We start from the raw sequence: 21,075 nt of genomic DNA on the forward strand, positions 1-21,075 counted from the left end.
TCGTATATCTTCTTAAGAAATTCAGATATAGTTTGTTAAACAATTAAGTCTACTTTACTTAATCTTTATTATCTCAAAAAGATATTTTTACAGCTAATCCTCAAAATCGTTTGTTTAATGCCAATTAAAAATTTGATAGTACTGGATAACACACCTCATTGACTAACAATAACTATTTTTCAGCCATCAACACGATCGCTAACTCTATTCGCTCTCAAAAGTATTGATGTCAGGAGTCTGAGTGTGATTTTTTTCTGCTTCTGCGATGGCTACGCCCGCCGCAGGCATCGCGTAAACATCCGGCCATACCGATGCACCATGTTCGTAAGCATCAATACCGATACGATCGGCTTCAGGATTCACACGTAAGCGTCCTATTGCATTGAGACCGCCATACATTAAAAAGGCGAAGGCGACGCTGAAAACTGCGATCGCTACTAAGCCCAAAAGTTGTATAGCCAGCAAATCAAAGCCGCCACCTAAAAATAACCCTGCCTTTTTGTTCAACGTCAGTTCTGCTTGACCGAAGAAGCCTACTGAGAGAGTACTCATCATGCCATTGATACCGTGTACGGAAAATGCCCCCACCGCATCGTCGATGTGGAGTGACTCAATAAAATCCACTCCAAGTACAATTAAAATACCACCCGTTATGCCAATCAAAACCGCTGCCCAAGGAGCAACGAAAGCACAAGGCGCTGTAATTGCTACCAATCCACCCAGAGAACCATTGAGACAATAAACCAAATCCCATTTTCCTGTGCGGGTGTATTGGAAAAAGATCGTTGCTAGTGCCGCGGCTCCTGCGGATAATGTCGTATTAATTGTTACTAATCCCATTAATCCTGGATTAGCTGTGCTGAGGGTTGAACCAGGATTGAACCCATACCAGCCAAACCATAAAATCATTGTTCCCAGAGTTGCCAACCCCAAATTATGGGCTTGCGGTAGTGTCCCCCAAGGCGGACGGCCAGGGCGGGGGCCAAGTAAATAAGCACCAATTAGCGCTGTCCAGCCACCCACGGTGTGAACAACGGAACCACCAGCAAAATCATGATAGTACAGCTTGGTTAACCAGCCGTTGGCGTTCCAAGCCCAATGAACTACGATTGGGTAGCTAATTGCACCCATAATGGCGCTGTAAATTAAATCACCAATAAAATCCGTTCTTCCAGCCATTGAACCGGTGGTGATGGTACTGGCAGTAGCAGCAAAAGCAAACTGGAAGAAGAACAAGGTATACGTATTGATAGCAGCTGTGGAACCAGGTGCGCCCAATGGATAGCTACCATCAGCAGCTGGTAGCTGACTGAGGAAGAAGGTATCTATCCCAAACAAACCGCCAGCACTCGTACCAAAAGCGATACCAAAGCCGATCGCCCACCATGCCAAAATAGTTACAGCGGCATCAATGAAGTTTTCCAACAAGGCATTAACTACACTTCTCTGCCGCAGCAAACCTGCTTCTAACATGGCAAACCCGGTTTGCATAAAGAATACTAAAAAACCAGATAATAATACCCAAGTGGTATCAATCGAAATTTGCAGCTTTACGGTCGTTTCTGATAAAGATTGCACAGTAGGAGGATCTGCTGCCTGGACAACTGTCGGCGCTAAAACTGCAAATACCATTGAACCGATACCTAGCGCTATTAGGCGATACCAGGGTCGAATACGGTTATTCATTGCTTACTTTTTGCTGCTGGAAAAGCGATCGGCGATGTTGGTAATAGACTCAACAACATCTTGCTGCACTTTGGTAAATTTATACCTACAACGTATAAATTTGACTGATTCTCTATTTAGTTGAACCCAAAAACTGTATTAAAAGATACAGTTTTTCAAACTATGATGACAACATAACTCGCTATCCAACCAAATAAAGTAACTATATCCTTTGTAGCTAAGTATTTTCCGGTATTATAACCAGGTAACTTTGTATATTATTAAGTTTTTATACGAAAAATTAACTAGCTGTTACTTTTAAGCTTTGTTCTAGAGCAATGCAATGTAAAATTAAGAACTCAGAATTCAGAACTTGTTAAATATTGCTCATAACCGAGTTTTTCTAATTTTGCTTGCTTGACTAGTACTGATTCAGATAGGGTTTGGCGATATGTTTGCACTTTTTCTAGTAATTCTGGTTGTGCTGTTGCGAGTATTTGTACTGCTAAAAGTCCGGCATTTTTGGCATTACCGATCGCTACTGTTGCTACGGGAATACCACCGGGCATTTGTACTATTGAATACAGTGAATCCAGCCCTTGTAAGTTACGGGTGGCTACAGGAACACCGATGACAGGAAGAGGAGTTAAAGAGGCTACCATTCCAGGTAGATGAGCAGCACCACCCGCACCAGCAATAATTACTTTAATGCCGCGTTGGTGTGCGAATTTAGCATATTCCACCATGCGTTCTGGGGTACGATGCGCCGAAACGATCGCCACTTCGTTTTCAACGCCAAATTCGTCACAAACTGCGATCGCGTCTTTCATGGTGGGCAAATCAGAATCGCTGCCCATGATAATACCAACTAAAGGAGCCATAGAATTTTGGATTTTGGATTAATGGTCGATTGTTGAATTTAAAATCAGATTTAGCTATATTCTCGCGAATGTGATGACTCAAGCAACACAAAGTGCCCTAGAAATTATTAACGCTAGAGTCCCTGGTTACAAAGATTTGCAAATGCTCTTGATAAATCAACAGGGAATAATTGAGCAAATCTTACCAATGAATGCTGTAGGCGCCCACAGCTGTGCTACCCAACTAAATGTAGCAGATGACTGGATTTCTCTAGGCGGCGTTGATTTGCAAATTAACGGTGCATTGGGATTGGCATTTCCTGATTTGAAGACTGAAAACGCTCATATCCTTGAGAAAATAACGCAATATTTGTGGGATGTAGGAGTAGATGGATTTTTACCGACACTTGTCACAACTTCGGTAGAAAATATTCAGCGATCGCTTGCAGTCATAGCTAATTTTACTGAAAAAGACAGCTTGGGGGCGAAGTCATCCGCAAAAATTCTTGGGGTACATTTAGAAGGGCCATTTTTGAATTTTCACAAGCGCGGCGCACACCCAGCAGAGTACTTGTTACCCTTAACAATTGATGAGGTAAAGCGGGTTTTGGGAGATTATGCCCAGATTGTAAAAGTTATCACCTTAGCGCCGGAATTAGATCCTAGTGGTGAAGTAATTCCATATTTGCGTTCCTTAGGAATTACCGTCAGTTTAGGACATTCCCAAGCGACGGCCCTAGAAGCGCAACGCGCCTTTGAACTAGGCGCAACGATGGTAACCCACGCCTTCAATGCTATGCCAGCACTACATCATCGCCAACCTGGGTTACTAGGGGCAGCAATTACCGACCCGCATGTCATGTGTGGTTTTATTGCCGATGGAGAGCATGTTTCACCTACCATGCTGCAAATTTTACTGCGTGCTAGCAATGGAGAAAAAGGGCTATTTTTGGTTAGTGATGCCCTTGCACCTCTGGGATTACCCGATGGGGTGTATCCTTGGGACAGTCGGCAAATTGAAGTCAAAAATGGTACTGCACGATTACCAGATGGCACATTATCAGGAACGACTTTACCCTTATTGGTAGGAGTGCAGAATTTGGTAAAGTGGGGAATTTGCGACGTGGAAAGTGCAATTTTATTAGCTACCAATGCACCAAGACAAGCAATTGGTTTACCAGGAATTGCCCCAGCGAAAACCGCTAATTTATTACGCTGGCATTGGGATGAACAGACTAAAGAACTATTTTGGCAAAGATTATAGTAGCTTAACCCGCCAGAGGATTGATTCTCTAGCGGGTTAAGAGGTAAATGCAAGACCTAAAACTATCTAATTAATAATGACGTGGGCCTGCTTTGCAGACTCGCATTAGTAATGAGTACCGGTTTTACGATGGTTGATGGCAGTAACAGCATCAGGTTTGAGCAACTTACCTTCATCTACAGTTGCATACACAACCCAGTGGTCTCCACATTCGAGACGTTGGTTGACCGAACATTCCAGATATGCTAAGGCGTCGGTAAGAACGGTACAGCCGTTATCTGCAACTGCTGTGCTAAAGCTGGCAAATCGATCTTCTCCCGGCGCAAAAGATTTGCGGAAATGCTTCATGTAATCTTGATGATTGCCATCAGGTAAAATATTTAAGGCAAATTTACCACCAGGATACATTAAAGATTCGATCGCTCGATCTTTGGCGATCGCTACAGTCAGTCCAGGTGGATTAAAGGTAGCTTGAGAAACCCAAGCGCCTAGCATCCCAGTAGATACTTCTCCTTGCTTTGCTGTTAGTACGCAAACGGAACCAACAATTCGACCCACAGCTTGTTCCACTGGAGTCGCCGCTTGTTGCGGTACGCGTACCTTTTTAGCCTTTTTCAATGCTTGGGCAAAATCTGTACCTACTTCTTCACAGAATTTGAGAGTCACATCATCAGGTTTAAACTTCACCTTCAAAGTCTCAAAACCCAAACGATACCCAGCATCCCGGAGTTTACCTTCAATCAAATCGAATGCTTCGCCACTCCAGCCATAGGAACCAAACACCCCAGCCAGTTTGCTGTTATCACCGCTGGATAACACAATACCTAAAGCAGTATGAATCGGAGTTGGTGCATGACCGCCAATGGTAGGAGAACCAATGATAAAACCATCTGACTGTTGTAAGTTGATGCGAATTTCATCAGGGGTGGCAAATTCACAGTTAATCGATTTGACTGCGACTCCGCCTTTGGTCAGTCCCAGAGCCATCGCTTGTGCTAAAGTTGCTGTGTTTCCGTAAGCTGAGGCATAAAGTAAAGCAACGGAAATTTCGCGATCGTTTTGAGAACGGCTCCATTCTCCATAAGCTTTGGTCAGTTCGATTAAGCCAGTGCGTACCAAGGGCCCGTGACCCACAGCATACATTCTCACTTGCAAGTCTGATATTTTCTCCAAAGCTGCTTGCACGTGAGCAGCTTGGGGAGCCATCAGGCAGTTAAAGTAGTAACGCTGGTCTTCTTTAAGCGCCTCTGGATTATCATCAAACGCTTCATCTCCACAGATATGAGTTGCAAATAACTTATCTGTGTAGAGGATTTGAGTCTGCTGGTCGTAGGTACAAAGTCCTTCCGGCCAACGCGGACTAGGAATAGGGAGGAATTTTAAAACATGACCTTTGCCTAAATCCAGAGTTTCTTTCCCCCGCATCACCAAGACTTGCAAATCCCGGTCTAGGAAAGCAGCACGCAAATTATTAGCACCAGGAAGAGAACAAACAAAAGTTACCTGTGGTGCTAGTTCTAAAATTGCTTTGAGGGTTGCAACTCGGTTGGGATTAAAATGACCTAAAATCACATAATCCAAACGCGTCAAATCTAAAGTTTGCCGCAACGTCTCTAAATAAATTTCGGTAAAGCTTTCTGGTGGTGGATCGATTAGTGCGGTTTTATCAGCTTCAATTAAATAGCAATTGGAGGTAGTACCTCTTTCAAGTGCGTATTCAATTTCAAACCGCAGACGTGACCAACTACGTGCCCTGAGAGCCTTACTATTTGTGGCAATTGGTAAAACTTGAACGTCGCGTGGCTTGGAATTGATCATAGGTGTTGAGTGAGGTAGGGGAATTGATGGGGAAAGGGGAAAGGGGAAAGGGGAAGGGGGAAAGGGGAAAGGGGAAGAGTTGCCTCAGTACCCAGCACCTAATCCTTATTCGCTATTCCCCACTCCCTATTCCCTAGTAATAATTTCCAACTTTGCGATGACGGACGGCTGTCAATGCATCGGCTTTGGAGACGCGACCTTCTTGGACGGTGCAGTATAAAATACAGTGGTCGCTGCATTCCATACTGCTCTGTACTTCACATTCCATGTATGCCAGGGCATCAGTCAGAATTGGGGAGCCGTTTTTGGCGGTTTGAGTTTTCACCCCTGCAAATCTGTCAGCACCAGGATGCAAGCGTTTGAGGAAGTGCTTTTTGAGTTCTTGATAATTGCCTTCTTCCAACACGTTGAGGACGAAGCGATCGCCTACTTGCATTAAGGAATCAATGGCGCGGTCTTTGGCAACGGCGATTGTAAATCCTAGTGGTTGCAAACTCGCTTGTGTCACCCAGGAAGCTAGCATGGCGCTGCTGACATCACCTTTTTTGGCGGTAACTATGTACAGTCCGCTGCTAATCCGACCCAAAGCTTTTTCTAGGTTTACATCAATGGATTTGATTTGCTTGATGTTGCGATCGCGCACCAGCAATTGTCCCAAGTCTGTACCGGCTTCTTCACACAGTTGGAATGTCGATGCGGTGGGAGCTTCTTTAATCCGAATGGCGGGGAATGCTTCTTTGACACCCAGGTCGATAAATTTTCTCCGCAGTGTATCGATGGGTTCATCATCTCCGCCATAACATTCAAATAGTCCAACCACTTGTTTGTTCCTAGCTACAGCTAATAGGGAACTGATGCTGGCTTGGGCGGCGGCGCTGGTGGTGGGTGGCATACCAATAATGATGCCAGAGGCTCTACCAGCTAGCTCTTGGATTTCTTGGCTTTGGGCGGTACTCAGATCTAGGACTTCTACCCCAACTCCTGTTTTCTGAATTCCCTCAGCAATTGCGTGACCAAGGCGTTCAGCGTGTCCGTAATCTGAGACAAAGAACAAACCAACTGTTGTTTCTGCTTTGGCTTGTCTTTGACTCCAAGTTTCGTAACATCCAGTTAGAACATCTAGATGGTGATATAGTAATGGCCCGTGACCGTTGGCGATAATATTAATCTTCCCCAATTCACCCATTCTCTTCATGGCATTCAGCAGAGAACGAGCATTAGGGCCCATCAAACAGTCGTAGTAAAATCTAAAGTCAGCTTCGATCGCTTCTAAATCTTCGTCAAAGGTGCGATTGTCACAAAAGTGCATCCCAAATGCATCACAAGTATAGATGATTTGGGTTTTACGGTCGTAGCTAAAGATTGTGTCGGGCCAGTGCAGGTTAGGCGCACTCACGAATTCGATTTCGTGTCCTTTGCCGATATCTATGCGATCGCCACTTTTAACAATCCGTTTTGAAAATGGATCGTGTACTAAGCCTTCCAGAAATTGCAATGCAACTTTAGAAGCCAAAACCGTGGCTCTCGGCGCTAACTGAAGCACATCTTCCACTAAGCCGCTATGGTCTGGCTCTGTGTGACTAACAATTATGTAATCTATTGTCTTGGGGTTAACAAGACTTTTTAAGGTATCTAAATACAGCTGGCGAAACTTCTGGTGAGAAGTATCAATTAAAACTGTTTGTTCGCCCCTAATTAGATATGAATTGTAGGTTGTACCATTTTGCAGTCCGAATTCGATATCGAAGCGATCGCGATCCCAATCAAGAGAGCGAATCGCCGTTGTATTAGGGGCAATTTCTACAGTTTGTATAGTTAGCCGATGTTGAACGTTTTCTGCGATCGCTACCATTATCTGTCTCCGAGCGCAAATTATCAGATTTTTTCTCTTCCCATTATCCCTATATTTTTTTTTGAAAGTTGTAATGAATATTAGTTTTTGCAATTTTTAACTTGTATTAATCATTGCTATTTTTCTGCATTATTTTTAACTCAAAACATTTACTAAATACTAATTAATATCCCAATACATACTTAGTATTTAATTTTGCTAATTATTAAATTGTCTGATAATTACAAAATATCATGTGTATGATATCTTTTTTTATATCAAAATTCAAAAAAATACAAAATCATCCAAAATATGAAAAATATTTATGATATACCAAAATTCAAAAATAAAGCGTTGATTTGTGACACAAAATATTAGGCGATCGCACATTTCAATTTTTGATTTATTAGGTAATCCGTTAAGCAGCATCCCACTTTAGACAAAATACCAATAAAAAACAACACTTAATTTACATACTTATACCAATTTAATGTGAAGCTGCACTAAATGAGTAACTGTCTATTCTTGGCGCTCTTCTCTACGAGACGCTGCGCGTTCGCGAAGCGTTCCGCAGGAAAGGCGTACTTGGCGGTTCGTTTAATATTCTGTGCATCTTCATATAGAATTGGTATTACATTAAGTCTGTCTTTAAATTTGACGTTACTCTGACGTAAACTTGGTTTGTTATTCTCAGTGAAAAAGAAATGCTCTCCAGTCTGATAACTCAGCAATAAAAGTAAGAAAAGTAAGAAAGGTAAGAAAAGTAAGAAAAGTAAGAAAAGTAGGAAACTTTTGTTAGAGATTTTTCACAATCATCAAATACTAACCAGTCAGTAGTATCTTTTACAATAGAGAGTACATATTTTGTTTTATCTAGCGAAAATATTGATACCGAAAATGTAAATTTTATGTAAACTAGAGAAAACAAGAATATTTTCGGAGATAGTCAAAGCTAATTCCCTCAAGGCAGTGTAATAAAAAAACTGGGCTGATACATTCATTTTTCTACTCATTCAAGTCGAAAATGGCAGCAAAACAATTTTTAAAGTTTCGATAAACATCTCTAGCAATATAAAGGATTGAAAAAGATTAATGATACAGTCTTGTATGATCGACATTAGGCACTAATCAAGGCAAAGCCAAAAAATTACTGGTTTCATAGCCGTCAGCTATGGCCTCTGGCTATGTAATAAAGATACCTATAAAACCCAAGGCTCTATTCTTAAAGATGCCTACTTTTTCATGGTAAATTTCAACATTGAAAATGTTCTCAAGCCAAAATTTCTGTGTATAAGCCATCAAAATAGACTACGGTAGCATTAATACTTATTGTTTGGTTTTTAAACTTTTGTTTGAATGTGTGCCGTACTCAATTGAGAGGTCTGATATAGACGTAAAAATGCCAAAGATTGACTGTGTAAAAGGTTATTGTTTATGGGATGCCGATTGAAAGTTTTTCTAAGTGAAGAAGAAAAGCTAACTCTAGAAGAGTTAAGAAAAGCTAAAAATATTCCTCAACGTACCAAGGATCGTGCCCAAGTTTTACTGTTGAATGCTCGTGGTTTAAAAAATGAGCAAATAGCTAAAGGCTTGAATTGGGCGATTTCAACAGTACGCCAAACCCTTCATCGCTGGGAAAAGTTGGGGTTGGCAGGCTTATGGGATGCTCCTGGTCGAGGAGGAAAGCCGCGATATTCGGAATCAGATTTGATTTATCTAGAAAATTGCTTAGCTCAAGAGCCAAAGGCTTATAATTCTCAAGAACTAGCAAAAAAATTGGCGTCCGATCGCCAAGTAAATTTAAGTGCAGATCGGCTGCGACGGGTACTCAAAAAAAGGCGAAGGAAGTTTGCAAATACACCCACACATAAAGAAGAATTCAGAATTGGCAGAGAACTCTGAGCGATGGTTTACGCCGCTCAGAGTTTGGAGAACTAGAATCAAATAGTGGGAAATTGAGCAGATCGAAAGTTGGCACAGGATTTGGGTAGCGATCGCAGATCTTAACTACAAGTACAGTAACAGTCAAACTCAAGAGGCGATCGCTACTCGTTTGCCAAACCCAAGTTATACCAATCGGCAATACCCGCTGCATCAAGAAGCAAGCTACGCAATTCAGAAAATTAGATGCAGCAGGACTTTCCTGATTTAGATCTGTTGCCTCATTTTGGAGAATCGCTACATATAGTTCTGTTCGGACAGTAAAAAACAAAATCCACCTGGCTATCAAATTATCAGGTGGATTTGTTAGTTGTTCTGTTAGTGGATCCGAGCAGAGTCGAACTGCTGTCCAAATTGGGTATTGACCCCCCGCTCATTCACAGGTTTAGCCTATCTGACCCTCAAGGCGGGAATCGTTCATTATCCCGAACGTAGGATGCTTTGGTTTAATCTTAGCCAGCAAGCCAACCAAAGAACGCTTGCTAGAGCATCCGTTGGGGTTTGTCCCTAGCCCTTAACGGAGTCGGACTAAAGACGCTCGAACCTGTAAGAGGCGTTTTAGGCTGCTACTAGAGCTTCCCGACGAGCAAATTTTACGATGTTATTCGCATTTACTTTTGTTTTGAGCCTTTGATTTCCGAGAGATGACTCGCTCTCGACCTGAATCACAGAGCAGCGTTCGCCAACCTGTCGAAACCGTGACGGACCCATGCGCTTTATATTCCTATTATAGTAATAAAATACGCGATTTTTAATTCGTGTAGATCTATTAACAGTTAACTTCACCAAATTAGACACTTCGTTAACTTTAGAGCCTGAGAACTATTAATGCCATACTCAACAGACTCTCGCTGATGCCCCCGTCTAAAGGCGCTGCTTTTAGAGGCAATGTTGGTTGAAGCAAGAATCCCTGCGGTTGAACGGTGGGGAGTTGTCAAATTTTCCCCTGTGCCCGAAGATAATCTAAAACTGTTTCTACACATTGATTTACAGTTTCTTTATGAGTTTTAAGAATTATATCTGGATTTAAAGGCGGTTCATAGGGAGAAGAAATTCCAGTAAATTCAGCAATCTCTCCAGCTAAAGCTTTTTTATACAAACCTTTAATATCTCTTGTAATACAAACTTCCAAAGGAGTATCAACAAAAACTTCGATAAAATTGGGTATTTCAAGTTTAAGTTGTTCGCGGGCATCACGATAAGGAGAAATTAAAGCCACAACGGTATTAATGCCGTGTTTATTTAAAAGTCCACAAATAAAACCAACTCTGGCAACATTGGTATTTCTATCTTCACGAGAAAAACTTAAACCTTTAGAAAGATTAGTGCGGATGACATCACCATCTAAATATTCACACGTAACTGATAATTGCTCTAATGCTTTGGTTATTTCTATTCCTAAAGTTGACTTTCCTGCGCCAGATAATCCAGTTAACCAGCAAGTGAAACCAAATGATTTCAAGTTATTCATATTTTACAAAGTATATTATGACAATGAGAATATTCCATCTAATTTAACGTGCGATCGCCAAACCTCTATTTAACATAATTTAACCAGCGCTCGCCACTACCTTAACAACTATTTCGAGAATCTTTTCTCCATCTCAAAATATTCAGTTACCCTACTCAAGGCAACTTCCTTGGGCGTAGGTTCTTCAACCAGCCTACCGAACGTTAGGTTTTTGTCTCTAACGCCAAGTCTATTGTTTTATAATTACAGTAGTTTTCATGTATCTTGACACAATCTTGTTTCTTGCTTAGTGTCAAATAAAAATAATGTGGTTCATTGCCCAGAAAATCGCTGTAAAATATCCTTTTACGAAAACTGATTAGTTAGAATAATGAACGCTGATTTGAATAATGGCTACGAGCGAAATATTTTGATTGAAGCTATACATACTGCTGTCAAAGGCAGAGCTAGATATAAAGTAAGTGGACTGAAGCATTCTCAGAGTCTAAAAAACTACTTAGTATCAAGGTTATCACAGGAGAAAATAATTGGCCAATTTCAAGTCAATAATTTGACCGGAAATGTTCTAGTAATTTTTAATCGAGATTTGAGTCCAAATGCGATCGCTTTAATTCTCCAAAATATTGTCTTAGATTACACAAAAAAATTTAATAAACTACTTATACCAAAACTTGATATTAGCGAAAAAGCGAAAAATTTACCTATATATACAGTAAACAATCACCTTATTGAATTATCTGGGGCTATTTTTTCCTTAGCTCTTTGTAGTGCATTGTTGCACAGATATGGTCTTGATCGCAGTATTTTGCTAGCAATCCAAAAGCTGCATACTCCACTTCTCGATCGGGTCATTGTTGGTATAACTTTTTTTGGCGAACCACTGGTTTTACTATTAATTAGTTTAGGAGTAGAAATTAATTTGTTATATGATGACCGTCGCTGGCAAGCAACTACTTTGGGTATAGCTACCAGTGGTGCAATGGTTTTAATGGCGTTGCTAAAACTACTTTTTGGTAGAGCGCGTCCAACACTGTGGAAGTGGATTATTAATGTCGGCCACCCCAGCTTTCCCAGCGGTCACGCCATGCTCTCTTTAGTAGTCTATGGCCTCATAGCTTACCTTTTTGCCAAGCAATACCCTCAATGGCAAAAGCAAATTTTCACGTTGACTGCTATTTTAATTCTTGCTATCGGTTTTAGTCGGCTTTATCTAGGTGTTCACTGGCCTACTGATGTCTTCGTTGGTTATGCTGTAGGTTTATTATGCTTAGCGACCTGTATAATTACCTTACAATTAGAACAAAAATATCTTGCTTCTCGGTAAATTTATTGTCGATTAATTCAAAGCGATCGCGAATCATTTATTAATCAAATCAAAAAGAAGAATTAATCTTCAATTTATTTTGCTTTTGCCTATTGCCTTCTACCCAGTTCAGTAATTCTTCTGTTTTATATGTATACTTTGTTGTGAATTTAACATTATGTTTACAATTAGTGCATTCCAATTAGCTAAACTTCACATTTTAGAGTAGAATTTATTTCTTCACGGTTAATCGAGAAATATAGCATTTATCTTCATTATTTCTTAAATGCGATTTCATTGATTATACCATTGTAGTAACAGCATAAAAAACTGATATTAGAGAAGTACCTGCAAAAACATAGTTTGTTGAATCATGAATAAAAAATGGGCTGTTAAACGATTTACAATCAATCTGGCATCAGAAGAGGCACAGAAGCTTGAGCAATACTGCTCAACTACAGGTAGACCAGCAACCGATGTCATTCGCGAGTTAATTCGCTCTCTTTCTACTAATGAGGAAAAACTTTCTCAAAAATAGAGTGTATTTGTTGAGCTAAGCAATAGGCAATAGGAAAGATTAATTGCAAAATTTAAAGCCTCTCCCCTATCAAGGGAGAGGCTTGGATACTTTTGCCTTCAGCATAGCTAGCTGCTTCCTGCCTTCTACTGATAATTTTTAGAGTTATGGATACAGTTAAACTCACAGAAAAATTTGAATCAGCTTTAGTCTATGCGACTCGTCTTCATGCCAATCAAACACGCAAAATTAGCGGCGTTCCTTACATATCACATTTACTGAGTGTAGCAGCTTTGGTAATAGAAGCTGGCGGAAGTGAGGAAGAAGCGATCGCAGCTTTGTTACATGACAGTATCGAAGACCAAGGCGGTAAAGTCACCCGTGAAGACATCCGCCAACATTTTGGTGAAACAGTAATAGCAATAATCGATGGTTGTACGGAGTGGGATACACCTCCTAAACCCCCCTGGCTAGAACGGAAACAACGGTATTTAGAAAACCTGCGCCATGCATCGCCATCTGTAAAGCTGGTATCTTTAGCAGACAAATTGCATAATGCTAGATCCTTATTAACAGATTTACAACAACGGGGAGATGCCGTTTGGGTTGAGTTTAATAATGGTAAAGAAAAGACTTTTTGGTTTTACCAATCATTAATTGAAATCTATCGTCAAACAGATAATTATTGGATGACAAAAGAACTCGAACGAGTTGTTAACGAATTACAATCAAGTTAACTTGTTTGAGTTCATCTGGTTTAATTTAAGCTCGAAGTTTGCCGTCCACCTAAACGTTGTTCTGAGGCTGTAGGTAAAACATTAACAGAGATTATTTATGGGCTTTCCCTTCAGCATAGCTGCCTTCTCAAATTAGTCTTTCTAAATCTAAATCTGATGCTATTTGAGCAAGTTTCTCTAAATCAGTGGGATTGTCTACATAAGGTAAGCACCCTAAAACTGGCGTGTTAGTTAACGATCGAATCAATTCTGGTGGCGTCCAGTCGGCTATCTCTGCATCCGAACGCGGCTGTACGCAGTTCAACACAATGCCTACCAGATGTACGCGCGATTGTCTAGCTAATGCCACATTCGCCACAGCAGCAGCGATCGCTCCTAATCTCACGGGCACTACCAATACTGTTGGTAAACGCCATTCTGCGGCTAGATCGGCCACTGTCAATTCATCTGTAACTGGCGAACCCAAGCCACCCAAGGCTTCTACTAGCACAAAATCACGCTGCGATCGCAATTTAGACAAGGCTTGCCACACCAAGGCTAAATCTACTTGGCGATTTTCTCGTGCTGCGGCGATGGGAGGAGCGAGTGGTGCTTGAAAATACAAAGGTGTAATTTCTTCTGGAGATTGTTCTAAGGCGAATAAATTTTCGTACCATTCGCGATCGCCAATTCCTGATTGAATCGGTTTCATGATTCCCCAGCTACGCTGCGGATAATGTTTTTGCCAATAGGCTGCTAAAGCTGTGGTTAAAATAGTTTTACCAGCCTCGGTATCAGTTCCAGTAATTAATAATGCGTTCAACAATGATTGCTAAATACTTAACTAACGTTTTTGTTAAGAGCAGATTCAGTGAAGTTGAAAACCAAACACAGAGTTTGTTTTACTTTTGAATTCTGCTGTAATTATTAGTGATGATATCAACACTAATAACTAATAAATCATTTTAGTACAATTTCAACAATTAAATTCATCGCTCGTTGATTCTACGATCTTACACAGCAAGCGAATGTTTCGGCTATCCAATCCAAAATCGTCTCGTTTTTAGGGCGAAATTGTCGGATCGGGAATTGGTGTGGGTGTGCTATCAATCAACGGGTTATTATTTTGATTATTGTTTCCTGTCTCTGGAGTTGGAATTGGTGTGGGAATTGGTGTGGGAATTGGTATTAATGTTTGTGTGGGAATTGGTGTCGGAGTTTCTGTTGGAGTTGGCGTTGGTGTAAGGGTGGGTGTCGGGGTTGGGGTTGGTGTGGGGGTGAGTGTGGGTGTTGGTTGAATAAGTTTTTGTAATCCAACATTGAGATTATAATTACTTTCGGTAACTTCTGGAGGCAGAATTAATTCAATAGTGTAGACACCAGGAACTAGCAATGTACCTTCATAAGATCTAACTCGCACAGCATTATTATCAATTGGTTGTTGATTGGGATTTAATACTGTTAGTAAAACACTGCTTCCTGCCTCAACAAATGTACTTAATTTGTCTCCTTCCTGGGCAAGAAAAGTATAGCGGCTGATTTGATTTCTTTTGAGAGTACCTGCAACTGCGGTGGCGTTAAATGCTCCCAAATTCAAAGGCTTAGTAGATATAACAGGTTGTTCTTGAGTAGGTGTAGGCGTGGGTGTGGAGGTGAATGTAGTGCCCCCAGAAATTACTGGTGAAGGAAAATTTTGGGGAAGCGTCTGTTCTGGTTGTGGTTTTGATTGGCTGCGAATCGAACTTACCAATGCCCAAGAACCAAATCCCGCTAAGATAACTACAGCACCACCAATTGCAGCGATCGCTAAGGGATTATCCAAGACTGAGCTAGTCTGGTTTGGTGGAATTACGGGAGCAGGTTTTTTGGGCGAAGCAGCTGGTGTCACCAAATCAGGGCGACGACCGACAGCCATTGTCTGTAACTGAGAAAAATCAGGGGTAGGGGCGCTAGGTTGCTGTAAAGATTGTAATGCTTGGGATACATCAGCAGCAGTTTGGTAGCGATCGCTCGGAATATGATTTAACATTCGATTCAAAACCTGGGCAAATCCTGGCTTTACTTGTGCCCAACGCTGCCAATTCCAAGTTAATTGATTTTCATCAAATAAATCTCTTGGTTCTCTACCTGTCAGCAAAACAATCGCACTCACCGCTAATGCATACAAATCACTACTAGGATACGCTCCTCCTGTTTGTACTTGTTCGCTTGGAGAGTAGCCTAATTTTCCCACACTAGTTACTGGCATTACGCTATCTGGCGATTGTAAACGCGTTGCCAGTTCTTTTACCACTCCAAAGTCAATTAATACAGGCTTGCCATCGCTATCTCGCAAAATAATATTTTCTGGCGAGATATCCCGGTGAATAATTCCTCGGCTATGAATATGCTCTAAAACAGGCAACAAAGACTGAATTAACCCAAATACTTCTGCTTCAGTGAAAGTTTCACCCACAGCTTGCTTCTCACTCAGCAAACTTCGGTAAGTCTGACCTGCAACGTAGTCTTCCACCAAAAACAACCGTTGGTCTTGCTCAAATCTTTCCCGGAATTTTGGCACTTGTGGGTGTTCGATTTGATACAAAATAGCAGCCTCTCGGTGAAAAAGCTCTTGTGCCTTTTCCCAAGCCCCAGCTTCCATTGCTGTTGGAATCAATTCCTTAATCGCACAAAGTTCGTTAAAGCGTCTTTGGTCTTCTGCCAGATAAGTTCTACCAAATCCCCCCTGTCCGAGAATTTGAATTATCCGGTAACGGTTTTGCAAGACAGTGCCAACTGTAATTGGTGATTGCATGATCGAATGATTGAGTTGTAATGGCAACTGAGGAGTAAGTCACCGACAAAGATTAAGTCCAAGTGGCGACGGACAGTTACATGCAGCGATATTTTACCTTACCAAAACGGATTTTACGTTGACTGATGACTGATGATTGATAATTGATGACTGTTAAGCGTTAACCATCAACATCTAAATTTCGTTAAATACGCGTATTTTCGGTTTGTATTGTGTTAATTAGAACTTACAATTAAATCTGGCAGTTTATTTATTTGCGGTTAAAATCGTAGAATATAATACAATACCCCCTGAACACTTAGTCACAAGGCTTCTTCTGTCGAAAGAAAAATTTCAATATCACTTAAGTTGTAAATACTTTGCTCTCAGTTATAAATGAGGTAGTTAGAACAATCTATTCTATCGCGCCAATCTTTGAGGGATTAGGATTATTTACCTCAACACCAAAAAAATTCAACTAGTATATCTAGTGGGGCGACTTGACTGATTACCACAAAAGGTATCAATACTTTGTGAGCCAAGAAAATTAGACAATTACCAAATGATAATTTTATGGAAAAATGTTTAAATTTTGTATGGAAGCTTCAATAAAACTCACAGATGTTTTTTTAGGCTATTTCTTGGTTAAATCTATAAAATCTCTAATGATAATATTGCTATGAATGCACATCGAGGATCTGCTGTGCTCAGTTCTGCAACTTTCAAAGTGGAAGCATCCGCAATAAGACTGACTGATAATCATCGCCTGCGGCTGTTTTCTGGTTCTGCCAATCTCCAACTGTCTCAAGAAGTCTCTCGTTACCTGGGCATGGACTTGGGGCCAATGATCCGCAAAAGATTTGCGGATGGAGAACTTTACGTTCAAATTCAAGAATCGATTCGGGGTTGTGATGTCTATTTAATCCAGCCATGCTGTCAACCCGTAAACGATCACTTGATGGAATTATTGATTATGGTTGATGCTTGTCGTCGAGCTTCTGCACGACAAGTAACCGCTGTAATTCCCTACTATGGGTACGCCCGCGCCGATCGCAAAACGGCAGGACGAGAATCAATAACCGCCAAGCTAGTTGCTAACTTGATCGCAGAAGCAGGTGCTAACCGCGTTCTAGCAATGGATTTACACTCGGCTCAAATTCAGGGCTATTTCGACATACCCTTTGACCATGTTTACGGTTCGCCAGTATTGTTAGATTATCTGGCAAGCAAACAACTGGCCGACCTTGTGGTTGTTTCCCCAGATGTTGGCGGTGTTGCAAGAGCTAGAGCATTTGCCAAAAAACTTAATGATGCCCCACTAGCAATTATTGACAAACGCCGTCAGGCCCACAACGTTGCAGAAGTCTTAAATGTGATTGGTGATGTTAAAGGTAAAACCGCAGTCTTGGTCGATGATATGATCGACACCGGCGGTACAATTGCCGAAGGAGCGCGACTACTACGTGAAGAAGGAGCGCGTCAGGTATACGCCTGTGCCACTCATGCAGTGTTCTCTCCACCAGCTGTGGAACGGTTATCCAGTGGCTTATTTGAAGAAGTCATCGTCACAAACACGATTCCCATACCAGAAAGCAATCGCTTTCCACAACTAGTGGTGCTGTCAGTGGCTAATCTCTTAGGAGAAACTATCTGGCGAATTCATGAAGATACCTCAGTCAGCAGCATGTTCCGCTAGTCAATAAAACACTTTCATTGACGTTAAAGGCTTGAAGAATGAAGTCTAAAAACTTTATTCTTCAGCCTTAATTTTTTATTTATCAAGTAAAGCTACAGATTCTTAAAAGATAATGCAATCTGAGTCTAAAATTGAAGTGTCCGTTAAGCTTGCAATCACATTATCATGACCGGCGAACAAGTAACAGTAGAGTCTTTGTATGCTGTCACTGATGAAGAATTAATGTTGATGAGCTTTCAAAACCCAGAACTGCGGTTTGAACGCAATGCTAATGGAACGTTAGAAACTATGCCCCCAACTGGTGGAATTTCTGGTAATCGAGAAATAAAAGCAGGAGCCTATCTGTTGAATTGGGTAGAAAGTCAAGATTTAGGTGAAGTTTTTGGCCCAAGTACAGGTTTTAGATTAGCAAATATGGCAGTCCGGTCGCCTGATGCCGCTTTTGTGGCTAAAGGACGTTTACCAGAAGGTTGGGACGAGCAAGAGGACAAATTTATTAACTTAGCGCCCGATTTTGTGATTGAAATTCGTTCTAAAAATGACAGCTTGGCAAAGCTCAAAGCCAAGATGGAAGAATATATTGCTAATGGTGTTCAATTAGGATGGTTAATTGACAGCAAAAATCAGCAAGCTTTAGTTTATCGTCGGGATGGTTCAGTTACTCAATATCCAGCTACAGCAACCTTAAGTGGAGAAGATGTTGTGCCTGGTTTTATGTTGCCTTTAAAAAAATTATTGTAGAGGCGAATGATACTAAGATCGGTTTATCCATTCTTACAAGTGGATATGATTTCACATTGATTAACTGGATAATTTATTTTTTGGATTTTCCCCAAGTACTGTTGTTAATTAAAATTTCAAATCATCTGTGCATTTTAAATTTTTAACTTTAAATTTCTTCCAGAGATTGCTGTGATTTCAGTTGAGAACCTATTAAAGGAACTTTTGGTGCGAGAAAAAACCCGATCAAACTAGCAAACAAGATTGGCGTAAAAGGGGTAAAATTAGTCAATTTTGATAACAACAAAGTTGTACTTATGGGTGTGCGTGTCACCGCTGCATTGATAGCTGCCATTGTACAAATCATAGCTAGTGCAGGATTCAAGCCCGGAATTAAAATTGCAATTGCTTTACCAATACAAGCACCGGTAAAAAATAAGGGAATAATGAAACCACCACGCCACCCACCAGTAACTGTGATGCTGATGGATGCCATTTTACCCAAGGCTAAAATTAACAAAAAAACAAGTGAAAAATTAGCGGTTAGGACTGATTCTAATTCTTCATGTCCAAAAAAGCGGGTTAAGGGTAAGAAGGCTGCCAAAATACCTAAGCCTAATCCTGCTAATGTGGTGCGTACATAAACCGGGCCTGAAACCATCGCTAAAAGTCTGCCACAGCCGCGAAAAATGCCCATAAAAATCCAACCTGCAACAGCACCGATGATTCCAAACAGGATAGCCAAAGCAAAATCATCGATGTTCTGTAAGTTGTATTGGGGAAAATGCCAGGTGGGGCCAATTCCCAAACGGGTGATAAAGGCAAATACTATATAACTAGCGCAACTAGAAACGATCGCTGGCATTAAAGCTTCGTAGTATTCGACGATATGCTGATGATGGAGAATTTCTAAGGCAAACATCGCCCCACCTAATGGTGCGCCAAACAAAGCCGTAAAGCCAGCCGCCATCGCTGCTAAACTCGTGGATCTGAGTTCTTCGCCCTCAAGACCCAGGCGATCGCCTACCCATGTGCCAAAAGATCCTGTAACCTGTACTAATGGCGCTTCCGGCCCTGCACTACCCCCAGCAGCAATACTCACCAAGGAAGCAAGAATCATCGCCGGATTTTTTCGTGCGTCCAAACGTCCGCCACGAAAATGGATATTATCGACAATGACAGCAATTTCCCCTGGGTTGCCTAAAAAATGAATTACCAAGCCAACAATTAATCCAGCTATAGGCATAACTATTAGCAGACTCAAACCCTCAAATCTTTGTAGTTGGTGAGTCATCAGTTCCAAAATATTCCAGTACAAACTAGCAAATAAACCACAAACAGTCCCCACTACTACCCAACGTAAAACCCACCGTGAAATCGAAAGAGGATTACGTCTTACCAGTCCAAAAAGTTGCAAAAACTTCCAGCGTTGAGTTTTGTTTGTGGGAGTACGGTTATTTGGTAGCACTGCTGATTTCCTAACTGAAATAATTAAATGTTATAGTTTTTTGACATTTATTATAGTAATGTAATCTGAGTTCAAAAGATACAAACACAAAAAAAATATTAAAATTTATATTCTTATACTTTTAGATAGACAACATTTATAAGTTTACTACATCGCCAGATAGATAAATTTGGGATGCAAATTTATTAAATTAACTCAAGGATATGATATTTCAATTAGGAGTTAATTTAATAATGCCAGAGAATCCTGGATTAGGAGAAGAGGCGCTAAATAAAGCAGCAGAAATGGGATTATCTAGCCAATTAGATGAAGTAGAAAATTTAGATGTAAATATCAAAACCGATCCGCTAAAAGCAGTTCAGGGTCAGGTAGATGAAGTCAAAATTGAAGGCGAAGGTTTAGTAATGCAGAAAGACCTCCGAATGGAGGAACTTGAAATGCAAATGAATAGTGTTGCTATCAATCCTCTGAGTGTGGCTTTTGGCAAAATTGAACTCACAAAACCTACTGAAGCTAATACACGAGTTGTTTTAACCGAAGCTGACATCAACCGCGCCTTCAACTCGGAATATGTGCGATCGCAACTACAAAATCAAAAAATAGACATTAACGGCCAGCAGAGGACTATCGAACCGCAAAATGTAGACTTTCGACTGCCTGGTGATGGAAAAGTAGCGCTAAATGCCAACATTAAATTAGCAGAAACAGGCGAGAATCAACAAGTTGCTTTTTCAGCAGTACCGACCATTAGTGCTAATGGAAGAAGTGTTTCGCTGGAAAATGTTGAATATGGCGAAAGTGAAGAAACATCGCCAGATTTGACAAAAGCTTTGATAGATCAAACCAGCGAAATTCTGAATTTGAGCAACTTTGATTTGCAAGGAATAAACCTACAAGTTAATCAACTACAAGTAGAAGTAGGTAAACTAACCCTGCAAGCCCAAGCTTATGTAGAGCAAATTCCTTCTGGTTAGAAATCAAGTAAGAATTCAGAATTCAGAATTTAGAAAATCTTGAAATGTCAGCTTAATA

Annotated in this window: 17 protein-coding genes and 1 other RNA gene; 8 read left to right on the forward strand and 10 right to left on the reverse strand. The window is 40.8% G+C overall.

Annotated features, from left to right (window positions below; all coding sequences use genetic code 11):
* Window positions 1-204: 204 nt before the first annotated feature.
* The gene (locus tag NSTC745_RS31070) at window positions 205-1,686 is read right to left on the reverse strand and encodes an ammonium transporter (RefSeq protein ID WP_445634442.1); all 1,482 of its coding nucleotides are present in this window, start codon (window positions 1,684-1,686) and stop codon (window positions 205-207) included.
* Between the two features lie 338 nt (window positions 1,687-2,024).
* Window positions 2,025-2,546: a 5-(carboxyamino)imidazole ribonucleotide mutase gene (gene purE, locus NSTC745_RS31075; protein ID WP_445634443.1), complete on the reverse strand. Its 522-nt coding sequence runs from the start codon at window positions 2,544-2,546 to the stop codon at window positions 2,025-2,027.
* 73 nt (window positions 2,547-2,619) lie between these two features.
* Between purE and nagA the strand changes: the two genes are divergently transcribed.
* The gene (nagA, locus tag NSTC745_RS31080) at window positions 2,620-3,789 is read left to right on the forward strand and encodes an N-acetylglucosamine-6-phosphate deacetylase (protein WP_445634444.1); all 1,170 of its coding nucleotides are present in this window, start codon (window positions 2,620-2,622) and stop codon (window positions 3,787-3,789) included.
* 105 nt (window positions 3,790-3,894) lie between these two features.
* Here nagA and NSTC745_RS31085 read toward each other — a convergent pair whose 3' ends face one another.
* The gene (locus NSTC745_RS31085; protein WP_445634445.1) at window positions 3,895-5,607 is read right to left on the reverse strand and encodes a diflavin flavoprotein; all 1,713 of its coding nucleotides are present in this window, start codon (window positions 5,605-5,607) and stop codon (window positions 3,895-3,897) included.
* Window positions 5,608-5,740: 133 nt separating this feature from the next.
* Entirely contained in the window at window positions 5,741-7,459 is a 1,719-nt protein-coding gene (locus NSTC745_RS31090; protein ID WP_445634446.1) for a diflavin flavoprotein, read from the reverse strand.
* 1,425 nt (window positions 7,460-8,884) lie between these two features.
* Here NSTC745_RS31090 and NSTC745_RS31095 point away from each other — a divergent pair.
* Window positions 8,885-9,340, forward strand: a complete 456-nt coding sequence (locus tag NSTC745_RS31095) for a helix-turn-helix domain-containing protein (RefSeq protein WP_445634447.1) — start codon at window positions 8,885-8,887, stop codon at window positions 9,338-9,340.
* Here the strand turns inward: NSTC745_RS31095 and NSTC745_RS31100 are convergent.
* From NSTC745_RS31100 to cysC, 3 genes are all read right to left on the reverse strand, one after another.
* Window positions 9,318-9,650, reverse strand: coding sequence for a hypothetical protein (locus NSTC745_RS31100; RefSeq protein ID WP_445634448.1), 333 nt, complete (start codon window positions 9,648-9,650; stop codon window positions 9,318-9,320). The two genes, NSTC745_RS31095 and NSTC745_RS31100, sit on opposite strands and share 23 nt — an antisense overlap.
* A gap of 48 nt (window positions 9,651-9,698) precedes the next feature.
* Window positions 9,699-10,088, reverse strand: a transfer-messenger RNA (tmRNA) gene (gene ssrA, locus NSTC745_RS31105).
* Between the two features lie 225 nt (window positions 10,089-10,313).
* On the reverse strand, window positions 10,314-10,850 hold the full coding sequence (gene cysC, locus NSTC745_RS31110) for an adenylyl-sulfate kinase (protein ID WP_445634449.1): 537 nt from the start codon (window positions 10,848-10,850) through the stop codon (window positions 10,314-10,316).
* A gap of 370 nt (window positions 10,851-11,220) precedes the next feature.
* On the opposite strand from cysC, the gene NSTC745_RS31115 reads away from it, so the two are divergent.
* From NSTC745_RS31115 to NSTC745_RS31125, 3 genes are all read left to right on the forward strand, one after another.
* Window positions 11,221-12,174, forward strand: coding sequence for a phosphatase PAP2 family protein (locus NSTC745_RS31115; RefSeq protein ID WP_445634450.1), 954 nt, complete (start codon window positions 11,221-11,223; stop codon window positions 12,172-12,174).
* A gap of 352 nt (window positions 12,175-12,526) precedes the next feature.
* Window positions 12,527-12,691 (forward strand): CopG family transcriptional regulator, encoded by a 165-nt coding sequence (locus NSTC745_RS31120; RefSeq protein ID WP_445634451.1) that lies wholly within the window; start codon window positions 12,527-12,529, stop codon window positions 12,689-12,691.
* A gap of 146 nt (window positions 12,692-12,837) precedes the next feature.
* Window positions 12,838-13,407 carry an HD domain-containing protein gene (locus tag NSTC745_RS31125; RefSeq protein WP_445634452.1) on the forward strand — a complete coding sequence of 190 codons (570 nt, stop codon included), beginning with the start codon at window positions 12,838-12,840 and terminating at the stop codon, window positions 13,405-13,407.
* A 127-nt stretch (window positions 13,408-13,534) separates the two neighbouring features.
* Here NSTC745_RS31125 and bioD read toward each other — a convergent pair whose 3' ends face one another.
* Window positions 13,535-14,209: a dethiobiotin synthase gene (bioD, locus tag NSTC745_RS31130; RefSeq protein ID WP_445634453.1), complete on the reverse strand. Its 675-nt coding sequence runs from the start codon at window positions 14,207-14,209 to the stop codon at window positions 13,535-13,537.
* Window positions 14,210-14,449: 240 nt separating this feature from the next.
* A complete protein-coding gene (locus NSTC745_RS31135) occupies window positions 14,450-16,180 on the reverse strand; it encodes a protein kinase domain-containing protein (RefSeq protein ID WP_445634454.1) in 1,731 nt (576 codons plus the stop codon).
* Between the two features lie 658 nt (window positions 16,181-16,838).
* Between NSTC745_RS31135 and NSTC745_RS31140 the strand changes: the two genes are divergently transcribed.
* Together NSTC745_RS31140 and NSTC745_RS31145 are read left to right on the forward strand one after the other, a co-directional pair.
* A complete protein-coding gene (locus tag NSTC745_RS31140) occupies window positions 16,839-17,855 on the forward strand; it encodes a ribose-phosphate pyrophosphokinase (protein ID WP_445634455.1) in 1,017 nt (338 codons plus the stop codon).
* Window positions 17,856-18,020: 165 nt separating this feature from the next.
* Entirely contained in the window at window positions 18,021-18,596 is a 576-nt protein-coding gene (locus NSTC745_RS31145; RefSeq protein WP_445634456.1) for a Uma2 family endonuclease, read from the forward strand.
* A gap of 148 nt (window positions 18,597-18,744) precedes the next feature.
* On the opposite strand, the gene NSTC745_RS31150 is transcribed toward NSTC745_RS31145, so the two are convergent.
* Complete coding sequence (locus NSTC745_RS31150) at window positions 18,745-20,043, reverse strand: chloride channel protein (RefSeq protein ID WP_445634457.1); 1,299 nt, start codon at window positions 20,041-20,043, stop codon at window positions 18,745-18,747.
* Between the two features lie 233 nt (window positions 20,044-20,276).
* Here NSTC745_RS31150 and NSTC745_RS31155 point away from each other — a divergent pair, with 233 nt between their 5' ends.
* Window positions 20,277-21,017, forward strand: coding sequence for an LmeA family phospholipid-binding protein (locus NSTC745_RS31155; protein WP_445634458.1), 741 nt, complete (start codon window positions 20,277-20,279; stop codon window positions 21,015-21,017).
* Window positions 21,018-21,075 lie beyond the last annotated feature (58 nt).

The organism is Nostoc sp. DSM 114161 (genome assembly GCF_052692665.1).

Coding starts and splice junctions, on each gene's coding strand:
- NSTC745_RS31070 (WP_445634442.1), bottom strand. CDS start 1,686: ATGAATAACCGTATTCGACCCTGGTATCGCCTAATAGCGCTAGGTATC.
- purE (WP_445634443.1), bottom strand. CDS start 2,546: ATGGCTCCTTTAGTTGGTATTATCATGGGCAGCGATTCTGATTTGCCC.
- nagA (WP_445634444.1), top strand. CDS start 2,620: ATGACTCAAGCAACACAAAGTGCCCTAGAAATTATTAACGCTAGAGTC.
- NSTC745_RS31085 (WP_445634445.1), bottom strand. CDS start 5,607: ATGATCAATTCCAAGCCACGCGACGTTCAAGTTTTACCAATTGCCACA.
- NSTC745_RS31090 (WP_445634446.1), bottom strand. CDS start 7,459: ATGGTAGCGATCGCAGAAAACGTTCAACATCGGCTAACTATACAAACT.
- cysC (WP_445634449.1), bottom strand. CDS start 10,850: ATGAATAACTTGAAATCATTTGGTTTCACTTGCTGGTTAACTGGATTA.
- NSTC745_RS31115 (WP_445634450.1), top strand. CDS start 11,221: ATGAACGCTGATTTGAATAATGGCTACGAGCGAAATATTTTGATTGAA.
- NSTC745_RS31120 (WP_445634451.1), top strand. CDS start 12,527: ATGAATAAAAAATGGGCTGTTAAACGATTTACAATCAATCTGGCATCA.
- NSTC745_RS31125 (WP_445634452.1), top strand. CDS start 12,838: ATGGATACAGTTAAACTCACAGAAAAATTTGAATCAGCTTTAGTCTAT.
- NSTC745_RS31135 (WP_445634454.1), bottom strand. CDS start 16,180: ATGCAATCACCAATTACAGTTGGCACTGTCTTGCAAAACCGTTACCGG.
- NSTC745_RS31140 (WP_445634455.1), top strand. CDS start 16,839: ATGAATGCACATCGAGGATCTGCTGTGCTCAGTTCTGCAACTTTCAAA.
- NSTC745_RS31145 (WP_445634456.1), top strand. CDS start 18,021: ATGACCGGCGAACAAGTAACAGTAGAGTCTTTGTATGCTGTCACTGAT.
- NSTC745_RS31155 (WP_445634458.1), top strand. CDS start 20,277: ATGCCAGAGAATCCTGGATTAGGAGAAGAGGCGCTAAATAAAGCAGCA.